The 12,414-nt window shown below is 44.3% G+C and carries 7 protein-coding genes; 3 read left to right on the top strand and 4 right to left on the bottom strand.

Annotation, left to right across the window (positions count from 1 at the left end; translation table 11 throughout):
- The 4 genes from HMPREF2983_RS01180 to HMPREF2983_RS01165 form a co-directional block, all read right to left on the bottom strand.
- On the bottom strand, positions 1-2,940 hold the full coding sequence (locus tag HMPREF2983_RS01180) for a M16 family metallopeptidase (RefSeq protein WP_210400346.1): 2,940 nt from the start codon (positions 2,938-2,940) through the stop codon (positions 1-3).
- Between the two features lie 308 nt (positions 2,941-3,248).
- Complete coding sequence (locus HMPREF2983_RS01175; RefSeq protein WP_070665806.1) at positions 3,249-4,448, bottom strand: MalY/PatB family protein; 1,200 nt, start codon at positions 4,446-4,448, stop codon at positions 3,249-3,251.
- 6 nt (positions 4,449-4,454) lie between these two features.
- On the bottom strand, positions 4,455-5,300 hold the full coding sequence (locus tag HMPREF2983_RS01170) for a DUF3737 family protein (RefSeq protein ID WP_070665804.1): 846 nt from the start codon (positions 5,298-5,300) through the stop codon (positions 4,455-4,457).
- Positions 5,301-5,437: 137 nt separating this feature from the next.
- Entirely contained in the window at positions 5,438-6,397 is a 960-nt protein-coding gene (locus HMPREF2983_RS01165) for a transporter (protein ID WP_070665802.1), read from the bottom strand.
- Between the two features lie 706 nt (positions 6,398-7,103).
- On the opposite strand from HMPREF2983_RS01165, the gene HMPREF2983_RS01160 reads away from it, so the two are divergent.
- From HMPREF2983_RS01160 to HMPREF2983_RS01150, 3 genes are all read left to right on the top strand, one after another.
- On the top strand, positions 7,104-7,652 hold the full coding sequence (locus HMPREF2983_RS01160; RefSeq protein WP_070665801.1) for a sigma-70 family RNA polymerase sigma factor: 549 nt from the start codon (positions 7,104-7,106) through the stop codon (positions 7,650-7,652).
- A gap of 71 nt (positions 7,653-7,723) precedes the next feature.
- Positions 7,724-8,662, top strand: a complete 939-nt coding sequence (locus tag HMPREF2983_RS01155) for a FecR family protein (RefSeq protein ID WP_070665798.1) — start codon at positions 7,724-7,726, stop codon at positions 8,660-8,662.
- A 234-nt stretch (positions 8,663-8,896) separates the two neighbouring features.
- Entirely contained in the window at positions 8,897-12,403 is a 3,507-nt protein-coding gene (locus HMPREF2983_RS01150; protein ID WP_070665795.1) for a SusC/RagA family TonB-linked outer membrane protein, read from the top strand.
- Positions 12,404-12,414 lie beyond the last annotated feature (11 nt).

The following is a 12,414-nucleotide window of genomic DNA, read 5'->3' as shown; positions in this document are numbered from 1 at the left end:
TTATCTGTGAATGTCGTCTTTCTTAAATTCCACTACGACCTTTCCATAGCGTTCGAGGGCCTTTCGGTCGATAGCTTTGAGATTGCCGATGACGAAATAGGAGCGGGGAGCATGCTGAATGTGCTGACGATAGTAGGTTATGACCTGCGCATTGGTCGTTTGGCTGATGGCTGCTGCGCGTGCCTTGTTGGGATCTTCGGTGTAGCCTTCGAGCACGGCTTCTGCCATATAGCCCGGTTGGTTGCGAAATGTGGGGCGCGAATTATTGATGTTGTTCATGGCCGATTGCCGTGCGTTCTGCAGGTCGTGTGCGTCAATGGGCATGTCGGTCAGCAGGCTGTCGATGAGCGAAAGGGTGGTCAGAGCCTTGTCGGTCTGTGTTCCTGCCGTGGTGAAGTAACCGATGGGACGATTCTTCTTGGCTTTGAACCATTGGGTATAGGCTCTGCCTCCGCAGGTGTAGACCAAGGAACGGAGATCGCGCAACTCACGAAAAAGCACACTGTTGAGGCTGCCGTTGCTGAAATAGTTTCGCCAGATGGTGAACAGAGCTTCCTTTTCTTCGGTGTCGAGAGGGGGCAGAACGGTGTAAGTGCCCACGATAGCCTGCCGTGCATCTGCCTTGTCATAAAGGTAGATAGTGGGCTTTTCCGGGCGTTTTACTTCGTAGTCATAGCCTTTGTAGTCCTGTCGGTTTTCGTCCTCGGTGACAGGTTTCAGCGGGTTGGCAAGGCTGTCGGCAGCGATGTTCCCGCTGTAGCTGACGGTCAGTTTCCCTCTCTGTGCAGCCTTGAAGAGACCTTCGATGTCGGCCACTTGCAGTCTTTTCAGTTCGCTTGTCGGCATGTTCTGCAGTTCAAAAGCCTTGTCGCCCATAGCTATTTTGTCCAACACGGCTTCGTGAATAGCCTCCATGTCCTTGCCGAAGAACTTGTCGCCAAGGCGTGCATCCTTCTTCATGGTAGCGATAAACTTCTTGTCGGTCTTCGGATGTTGAAGCAGATCGGTGAGCAAACGGATTGAAGGTGCGAGGTTGTTATCGAAACCTGAGAGTTGAATGCTCATGCCTCCGAGCGCATAATTGCCACTGAGCGTGGTGCCAAGTGCCTGCAGCTGTTTGGCAAAAGCCTGCTTGCTGAGGGTCGATGTGCCTAAATAATCAAACAAATCCGACATGGTGTGGATAGGCTTCTTCGCCTGTATCTGGTGCCAGCTAAGCGTCAATCGGAAGATGTTATTCTGTGGATTGGCGGTCGTATAGAGGTCGGCTTGTGGTCCGAGATGCCGTGTCGTGACCTCCTTGCCGAGTGTGATAAACTGCGGAATAAGGGTGGGCGTAGATGTCTTGGCCAATTGAACGGCATAGTCAGACTGGCGGTTCTGGTTGTCCGTCTGCACCGGAGCATAGGGTGGTTTGCTGATTTTATCCTTTTTATATTTGCCGAATTTCTTGTGAAAAAGCAGGTAGTGGTTGCCGAAATAGTGCTGACAGGCTGCCATGATGTCGGCTTTCTGCAGCTGCGGAAGCGTTGAAATCTGTCGGATGTAGTCGTTCCAGTCTATGCCCCTTGCATAGCAGCCGGCCATCAGTGAGATGCGGCTGTTGATGTTTTCCAACTTTAGTTTCTCTTGTTTAAGATATTCGGTCTTGGCCGCTTCAAGACTTTCTGCAGAGAATTCTCCGCTTTTGAGTTTGTTGATCTGTTGCCACAAGAGGTGTTCTGCCTTGCGTTTCGAACCGAAGGGGAGGTTGGGAACGGCAGCCACTCCTAACAGACCAACCTCGCGTGTCATGAACATGTCGGCACCTGCAGCCATGCTGTACATCACATGATGATGACTTGAAAGCGAGTCAATGAGTCCGCTGTTATTGCTGTTTGACAACAGATGCATGGCAATCTGCATGGCGGTGTAGTCACGGTCACGTGGGGTTGGCCCGCGGAACACGAGGGCTGAAGCCTTGATCAGAGGAAAAGGTATCTTGATTTTCAGTGTCCGATTGGGATTGAAATCAGCTAAGTTGATAGGTTCGCGCATGGGAGTTTCTCCGCTTCGGATGCGCCCGAAGGTTTTTTCCAATAGGGGAATGATGTCTTTTTCCTTGAAGTTTCCACAGAGAATCAGGGCCATGTTGTTGGCCACATAATATTTCTGATAAAATGCCTCCATGTCAGAAAGCCGTGGATTTTTCAGGTTTTCAGTGCTTCCAATCACTGGATATTCATAGTTGCTGCCCTTGAACACCATTTCTTGGAGATGCTCCATGAGTTGCATGCCGAAGTTGTCTTCAGCGCGGTTTTTCTCTTCATAGACGGTTTCGAGTTCGCCCTGAAAGAGGCGGAAGACTGGGTTGATGAAGCGGTCGCTGTTCAGTTGGCACCATTGGGCGATGTATTGTGGAGCACATTCACTGTGATACACGGTTTCATCGAGGTCGGTGTAGGCATTGATGCCTGTGCCGCCATAGCGGGTCAGCAGTTTTGAAAACTCGTTGGGAATGGCATAGCGGGCAGCCTGTTGGTTGAGCTTGTTGATTTGCAGCTGTATGGTTGTGCGCTGTTTGGGGTCAGTGGTCTGCGAGAGAAGGTTGTACTGCCTACTGATTTCATCGAGCAATGGCTTTTCATGGGCATAGTCTGTGGTGCCGATTTGCCGGGTTCCCTTGAACATGATGTGTTCGAAATAGTGGGCAATTCCAGTGTTTGGGCAGTCGCGTGCCCCTGCTTTCACGACCACATATCCGATGAATTTCGACTCCGTGGAGTCAGGATTGAGCCACACGGTCATGCCATTGCGGAGCTGATGAATGGCAACGCGCTGGGCAGATGCAGGCAAAAGTGCCAGTAAAAAAAGTAAAGTGACGATGCTCCTTGTCATTCTCAAAAGGAACAAATGAATGGGTTTCATAAGGTTGTTTCTATGCTTTTGTCTGATTTCCATGTGCAGATGATTTTGATTTTACATGACAAAGATACAATGTTTTGCCATGAAGTGCAACATGTCTGAGGGTTAAAAAAGCGAAAGAACGTTTGGGGAAAGAAAAGAAAATCAAGGTAAATTCGTTGGTAGGGGAGGAGATATAAGCGAGTGTGTTATTTATAGTACTTTGTTTATAAATAGAAAACAGCAACGCTGTTTCATTGTTTATAGGACAGAGTTACCAAACGAAAGGAGGCTCCCCTGCCCTATAAAGAAATAGTTTTTATTACAAGCCACCATATATGTAATGGCTTGGTATGATGTAACTTCTACATCGGGCACCCTTGTGCCTCGTCAACCATATACGGACTAAGTTCTCTTCCGATGCGCTTCAAACCCTCCATGAGCGTGGCACGTGGGCATGCAAGGTTGATGCGGAGATAGCAGAAACCGTCTTTCTGACCATACATGGTGCCACTGTTGACCAATACTTTCGCATGCTCCAAGAGGTCATGAGTCGCTTCGTCGGCAGTAAGTTCGATGCGTGACAGGTCGACCCATGCAAGATAAGTGCCTTCAAGACGGCATACTTCGAGTTTGGGAAGATACTCTGCAAAGAATTCCTTGAGCGCCACATAGTTCTCATAGAGATACTGTTTGAGTTCGTCAAGCCATTCGCCACCATTGTTGTAAGCCTCTTGCAGGGCTATTATTCCAAATGCATTGACATCGCATACCTCGTTGATGTTAAGTGCTCTGTTGATGCGCTGCCGTCTTTCGGGTTGATGACAAACGATGTTTGCGATTTGCAGACCGGCAATATTGAAGGCTTTAGAGGGAGAGTTGAGCACCACACTGTTGTCCCTGCATGCATCGCTTACGGCTGCAAAGGGCTGGTAGGTGTAGCCGGGCATGGTAAGCTCACAATGGATTTCATCGGCAATAACCTTCACGCCATGCTTCAGGCAAATGTCGTTCATGCGTTCAAGTTCTTCTTTTGTCCACACGCGTCCAGAGGGATTATGAGGATTGCAGAGCAGGAATACGGTGGTTTTCTCATCGGCACACTTGCGCTCGAAGTCTTCGAAATCAATCACGTAGCTGTCACCTTGTCTGCGAAGTGGATTTTCCAAGACCTCACAACCGTTGTTTTTGATAGAAGAGAAGAAACAGTTGTAGACGGGAGTCTGTATCAACACCTTGTCGCCTGGCATCGTCATGGCTTTCAATGAACACGAAATGGCAGGCACAACACCCGAAGTGTAGAGGATATCCTCACGCCGGATATGCCATTGATGACGGTGGTCGAACCAATTGATGACAGCATCATAGTAGCTGTCGGGTACGAAATTATAGCCAAAAACGCCATGTTCTACACGCTTCTTCAGTGCTTCAATGATGCAGGGAGCAGTCTTGAAGTCCATGTCGGCCACCCACATGGGAATGATGTCTTCTCTTTTTGGCAGGTCCCACTTATAGGAGTTAGTGCCCCGACGCTCTACAATCTCGTCAAAATTATATTTTCCCATTGCTGTTTATTTAGTTGTTTCAATCACGCAGTCTCTGCCTTTCGCAAATTCATTATAAGTGATTTTCCCGATTTCATCAGCCACAATACGTCCGCTGACAGGGTTCTTGATTTCGGAAATTGCCCCTTTGATTGTGGCATTGATGTTGCGACTGTCTTCAAAGGTACGGTCGCAGGCAGCGTCAAAGGTACAGTCTTCCAGAGTAATACCATCAAGATAGCAGAGCGGTTGCTCACCACTGATGTGGCAGCGCACGAGTTTCACGTTCTTGGAATGCCAAGCTAAGTATTCACCATCAAGCTCGGAGTCGTACACAGTGACGTTTTCGCACTCCCAAAAGCTGTCTTTTGTGGTGATTTTGGCATGATGCACTTCCACGTTCCTGCAATATTGGAACACATATTTTGAATCGCTTGTGAGGCCGTCTACATAGATGTTTTGAGAAAACATAAAAGGATAAGTGCCGTCGTGCAATTCGACATTCGTCAGTTTCAGACCGTTAACTTTCCAGAAAGTCTCGTCAGCATCAGTGATTTTCACGTTCTCCAATTCCAGATTTTCCATTTCGCGGAAGAACTTCGGCCCGTCAATCACCGAGTCTTTCATCGTCATATTGCTGCTGTACCAGATGGCCGAGCGACTCTCCGGAGCAAAATAACAGTTGGTGATGAGGCTCTTGTCAACATGCCACCAAGGGTATTTGCCATAGAATTTTGAACCTTCACATTCTATATTCTGACAGCATTTGATGCCCGATTCGCCATCGGTGATTGTGATATTCTCCAAGCGCACGTCCTTCATTCCAAAGAGAGGACGCTCGCCTCCAAACTTTTTATCCTTAATGATTTCCATTTCTTTCTAACCTAGTTTTGATTTGATTTTTGATGTGGTAAAATAACTCTTTCGCGATATAAATGCAAAAACTATACCAATTTTTCATTCTTCTTGAACTGTCAGTTTTGTCATATAGTGAATGCTATAGCAGGTAGTTACCATTTCAGATAGCCATATTTGTCTTTATACCACAGCTGAACTGCGTTGATGATGTTCTGCCAAATCACGTAGACACAGGGGGCAATGGCTGCATAGGGATTGAGAAACGAGAGTGTGAGCCATATTCCAACCACCGTATTTTTCTGCCCCAAGGCCTGTCCTGCACCAATGCTGTCGCCATAACGATAACCAACAAGTTTGCCCATAGAGAACTGGAAGATGGCCAACAGAAGCGGAATGATGCACAAAGTTACGAGCACCCAGCCCGAAACGGGGGCATTCATGATGTTCTGCATGGCAAGTCCCATGATGATAGAGAGGTTGAAACTCCAGAGATAGAAAGCGATGTTGCGCTTTGTTTTCAGCCACGCAACGAAATTGGGGAGGAACTTTCGCGAGCACAAAGCCAAGCCTAATGGAATTACAAGCACCGTCAACACACGCTTGAGCACCATCCATGCGGCCATGGCAAAAGTGATGTCGGCCCCTTTCTCCATGAGTGGAAAGAACAAAGGGATGATGATTGATGTGAAGCCATTGGCTATGAGAAGATACACTGTCAGTGATGCAATGCTGCCTCCAAGCTTATCTACAATCACAGGAGCAGCCGCGGCAGTGGGGCAGATGACACAGATAAATACGCCTTCCCAGATGAGTTTGTAGGTTGAATCAGTGCAGAGGTTGGCCGCAACGACACTCAATGCAGCCAAAAGCGTACGTATGCCTTGCAGGATAAAATGCCATTTGCGGGGTGTGAGGTCGTCCATCTGTATCTTGCAAAACGTGATATAAAGCATCAAGAAGATATTGACAGGCAACAACGTCACAAGCTTTGGCCCTATGTAGTCGCCAAAGGGAGTAAGCACGGCAATGTGGGTGAAAACCAAATAGACAATGCTTCCGAAGACGATGGCACACAACAGCGTCCACTGCTTGATAAATTTAATAATGCCCATAGATAGTGCCGTTACCGATATATTTTATGCAAAGGTATATAAAAAAGTGGCAGATAGCATACAAAACCATTTGAAAAGTAGTTTCCATTCTTTGTATTCGTTACTTTTGTTGAATGGTTTCTCGGTTGAAAAGGCTATTCTGTTTTACACATAAAAAAGTTAGTGTCAGTATGCTGTAAATCGTTTATCCTACAGACTCAATTTTCTTTAAATATTTGTTAAATGGAAAGTAAATAATCGGTGTTTAAATATAATTAACAAATGAGACGCTTGATAATCAACAGGTTAGCTTTCCTAAGAACAAGAACTAGAACAAGAATAAAGAAAAAGACGAAGAAAAAGAAGTAGAAAAAAGCGCCGTCGCCGATATTGCTTGTCGTTAATCTTATTTTACTATTAAAAAGTATGCCATCCTATCGTCTCTTTTTGGGGGGCGCAATCGTTATTCTGTTAGTGTCTAACTACTATTTTGTTAGTGCCTGACTACTATTCCGTTACGGTGTAATCTCTATTCTTTTAGTGTGTAAAACGATAGCGGTTGATTGATGTGAATACCTTGTGGAAGATGTTTCTTCGTCTCTTTTGTTTGTTTTGTTGTGGTCTATATCTACATTTTATTCAAGAAAAAGTTTTATTTCTTTGGTGAATAAACTAAATTTAGGTATTTTTGTCATGAGAAAAAGAAAATTATTTCAGATAGGAATACATGAATTTTAATCAGAAAGAAATCAGGAAGTTAGCAGCGGGTGATGCTCGCATGTTCGGTGCGTTGTACAGAATTTTCTTTCCTAAAATTCATCAATTTGCACTCATGCTGCTAAAAAATAAACAAGATGCGGACGATGTTTGTCAAATTATCTTTATGAAAGTGTGGTTGAAACGAGAAGATTTTATAGGAATATCGAATTTAGATAGTTATCTTTTCATACTTTCAAAAAATACAATTATAGATTACATTTCCACAAAGAAAAATGTAGAATCAGATGAAATTCCAGAGCATGTAGATGCTGTAACTCCTCACGAGAAGTTAATTGTCAGTGATATTCAATTGTTAATAGATATGGTGGTAGAGAACATGCCAGAACAAAGGCAAGCTGTTTATAGGATGAGTAGGGAGCAATATTTGAAGAATGATGAAATAGCCATTAAACTTGGCTTACAGAAAAAAACGGTAGAGAATCATCTGAATCTTGCACTAAAAGATATTAAAAAAGCATTGTTATTGCTATTATTTATTATATCGCTTTGGGGGTGACGCCCCGTATTTATGTCTTTTATAGTGATGAAGGGTGGTTTGCAGAAAGTGATTAATTATAGAAGTTTTATATGACAGATACAATAAAAAAAATTATAGAATATTACGCTCATCATGATGTAAGTCCTGAAACTCGGGAAAAGGTTTTGAAGCGGTTGTCTACAACAAAAGACTGTGAAATGGCAACCGAAACCTATCAGCAGCTGTGGAATGAGATAGAAGTGGAGAACTGTACAGAAAGAAAATTTCTTATCCCATGGTATAGAAGTTGGCTGAAAAAGGCTGCAGTGCTTATCCCCCTTATTATGCTTATGGGTGTAGCTGAATTTTATGTTATCAATAGCACAAAACAGGTTGATCATCTGACCCTATTATATCAATATACACGAAAAGGCGAGAATAAAGCTGTGGTGTTGCCAGATGGTACAAAGGTGAATATGAACGGAGGAACTGTGATCCAATATCCCTCGTCTTTTACAGGTAATGAACGTAGAGTTTACCTTAATGGAGAAGCATTCTTTGATATCCATCACAGTAGTAGCAAACCATTTCATGTTGTTACTCCTTATTTTGATATCACTGATATTGGAACTTCTTTCCGAGTCTCCTCTTATATGACTACAGATGAAGTTTATGTTTATGTGAAAACAGGCTGTGTTGAATTGCATCCAGAAAAGGGAAACAAGTCATATAAACTTTCCCAGAATGAAAATCTTTTGTATAATGTCAAGAATGGAGAAATAAAAGTGGGTAAAGGTATGCCAAATATAGAACCCACATGGAAGACGGCACAGATAACCATTGATAATTTAACATTGGCAGAAACTATGAAGAAATTATCAAATGTATATGGCGTAAATATTACAATCCAATCGAAGAAGAATTATAACCAATGTATTACTGCTCACTTTAATCGTGGAGAGACGCTCGAGGGTGTGTTAAGAATTATCAATAATATTTTCCCGGATTTCCGATATAAAATTGATGGCGACAATATCATTGTTTACTAAACGTGTGTAGATGGAGACGGTAACGGTCACTGCGAATTTCCCGTGGTGGCCGTTATGTATTATATATAGAAAAATAAATACATAGAAAAACACGAATGTCCACAGGAATAATCAACACAAGACATTTATTTTGTTATTTTTTTATTTTCCGTTGGGTGTGACGATTAGTTTTGGAGTCTTTATAGATATAAAAACCAAAAACAACAGAAAACCAACAATCAAAAGTCAAAGTTTATGAACACACGAAGACTCTTGGCCCTTGTCACAGGGGCTTTTCTTTCAGGTTGCATGACAGTTCATGCCCAGACGGTCTCGCTGGGATCGAACAAAGTGACATTAAAGCAAGCGTTTGAAAAAATCGAGAAAGCCTCAAAGTATCGTATTGTCTACAACGCTACGTTGATAGACACGTCATGTACGCACTCTGTATCAAAGATTGAGGGGGACGCTTTGGAATTGCTTAAGCTCGTTCTGCAGAGTGCCGACTGCGAATATGAGATTGACGGAAATTACGTGACAGTGCGCCCCAAAACGTCAAAGAGCCGCTCTAAATCTTCAAACGACAACAAAAGAAAGGTTTCAGGGAAGATTACAGATGCCAACGGCGACCCCATTATCGGTGCCACCGTGATGGTCAAAGGTACGACTAACGGGGCTATCACGGACCTTGATGGCAACTATGTTCTGGCAGACGTTCCCGAGAATGCTGAGGTTTCGATATCTTATATCGGTTTCCAACCCGTTACATTGAGAGCCTCGGACCATAAACTTGCAAAGATAGTTCTTCAGGAAGACAGTAAGGCTTTGAGTGAGGTGGTGGTAGTGGGATATGGAACGCAGAAGCGTGCCAATCTTACCGGCGCAGTAGCGACCATCAGCGCTGACGACATTGGCAACCGTCCTGTCACCACATCTGCAGGTGCGTTGCAAGGTGCTGATCCGTCTGTGAACCTGACTTTCAATTCGGGCTCCCTTGACTCCGACTATTCCGTTGACATACGTGGTGTGGCCTCTATCAATGGCGGTACACCGCTTGTACTGGCAGATGGTATGGAAGTGAACTTGAACCAAATCAACCCTAACGATATTGAGTCTGTCTCCATACTTAAAGATGCATCTGCCTCTTCCATCTATGGAGCCAAGGCCAGTTCGGGCGTTATCCTTATCACAACCAAGAAAGGTAAGGATATGCAAGGAAAAGCCACCATTATGTATAACGGGCGTATAGGCTGGAAACGAAACACCACCTCGACCGATTTTATCCGCAACGGTTATGACTATGTGTCTTTGGTGAATAAATATTACCAATCTTATAACAACAAGCAATGGCTTTCTTATGATGACGAAGGCATGCAGATGTTGCTGGACCGAAGGAATGACAAGACGGAGAACCCTAATCGGCCATGGGTTATGACGGATAACCGAGGACGTTATATGTATTATGCGAACTTTGATTGGTACAATTATTTCTTCCGTCAAACCCGGCCGGAGAACGAACACAATGTATCCGTCACGGGCGGTAATGACAAAATGAACTATTTTGTAAGCGGACGAATACTGGATCAGGATGGTATCTTCAAAATATATCACGACAAATACCACAACTATTCATTCCGTGGAAAGCTCAGTGCAAAACTGAATAAATTGTTCACCTATACCGGGAATGTCAATTTCAATACGACTGAATACAAATATGCAGGTTTCAAGGACGAGCAGCAGACGCTGTATTTCCTCAGTTATAATCTGTTCCCCAATGTTGTTCCGCGTAATCCTGACGGGACGATCGTGCAATATATCAATCAGATGACAGGCAATTCGCCCCTTGGTGGGGGCCATGCCGGTTTCCTGACCGCAAACGAAGCGAGGAACCGGCGTACAAACAAAGACTTGGTGCTTACCAACCAGTTGGATTTGGAAGTGAACAAGGAATTGATATTCACGTTCTCATATGCCTATAAAGACCGCAACCGTGTGCGCAGCTATCGTGACATGCCTTTTGAATATTCACGACAGGAAGGGGTCATGCAGACTTTCACGTCTGGAACGATAAAAGACTATTATCAAGAAACCCACGTCAATATCCGCGACCATAACCTTAACATATACGGGACCTATCAACACACATGGGACAAACGACACAACTTCAAAGCCGTTGGCGGTATGCAGTATGAGGATTATCGCAGCAACGAGCTTTCTGTCACCAAGAATGACTTGTTAAGCAAGGAATTGGCTTCCATGAGCATTGCCACGGGAGAAACGACAACAGGTCAGGATATCAATGCGTTCCGTACGCTCGGTTATTTCGGCCGTGTCAATTACGATTATATGGGTAAATACCTCGTTGAAGCAAGTGGCCGTTGGGACGGGACATCTCGTTTTGCAAGCCATGACAGATGGGGTTTTTTCCCCTCAGCTTCGTTTGGCTGGAGAGTGAGTGATGAGAAATTCTTCGAACCATTGCTTCGTTTCTGGGATAATGCGAAGTTACGATTCTCATTAGGAAGTCTCGGAAACCAACAGGTTGACACCTATGCATACTTTAATGAGATTTCAACAGACAATCCTATGAGTTACACTTTTGACGGGCTCAATAAAGCTTATTATGCAAAGGTCTCAAATCCTAAGTCGGCAAGTCTGACATGGGAAACGATAACCACCTATAATCTTGGTGCTGATTTGTCATTCCTAAGAAACAGGCTGACGGTTACAGCAGACTATTTTATTAGATATACGAAGAACATGCTCACTCACTCATTGACCTTACCTGCTGTCTTCGGCGCAGAGGCTCCAAAAGCCAATTGTGCAGATCTGCGTACGAATGGCTGGGAGTTATATGTGGGCTGGAACGATCAGTTTAAGGTTGCAGGAAAGCCTTTGCGTTATCATGTATCGGCAACCATAGGCGACTATAAGTCTACGATTACTAAGTTTGACAATCCCAACAAACTTATATCCGATTATTATGAGGGCATGACGTTAGGTGACATGTGGGGCTATAAAGTTGGCGGATTGTTTAAGTCTGACGAGGAAGCCGCCCAATATCAAGCAAGAATAAACGACAAAGCGGTAAACAACAGAGTCTATAACTCAAAAACAGACAATCGTCTTCGTGCCGGCGACGTGAAATTTCTGGATTTAGATGGTGACAATGTCATATCGGAGGGCTCTGGAACGGTCAATAACCCCGGTGACAAGCGTATCATCGGTAATAATCTGCCAAGATACTCTTATTCTTTCCGCTTAGGAGCAGAATATGAAGGTATTGACTTCTCGGTGTTCTTCCAAGGTGTCGGTAAGCAGAATTGGTATCCAACCCAATATGCCTACACCTTCTGGGGGCCTTATTCCCTGCCGTCAGTCTCTTTCATCCCAACTGACTTTGAAAGTAAAGTGTGGTCGGAGGCTAACCCCGACGCATACTTCCCCCGACCACGTGGTAACCAAGCCTACAGTGCAGGTGCACTCAACGTGTATAACGACCGGTATTTACAAAATGCAGCTTATTTGCGGCTCAAGAATCTTTCCATAGGTTATACCTTGCCCATCAAGAATAATAAAATATTAAAGAAGGCAAGAGTCTACGTGGCTTGTGAGAACTTGTTCTATTGGTCACCGATGAAGAAATATACAAAGGCTGTTGACCCTGAACTGGTGAACAGTACTTCTACCTACCAAAGTAAGTCTGGTGTGGGTTACGGATTCTCTAAATCCATATCTGTAGGAGCAGACATAACTTTTTAAACTTGTATCAT

This window comes from Prevotella sp. HMSC077E09 (genome assembly GCF_001814685.1).
GTDB lineage: Bacteria > Bacteroidota > Bacteroidia > Bacteroidales > Bacteroidaceae > Prevotella > Prevotella oris.
This window is presented reverse-complemented; position numbering and strand designations above follow the sequence as displayed.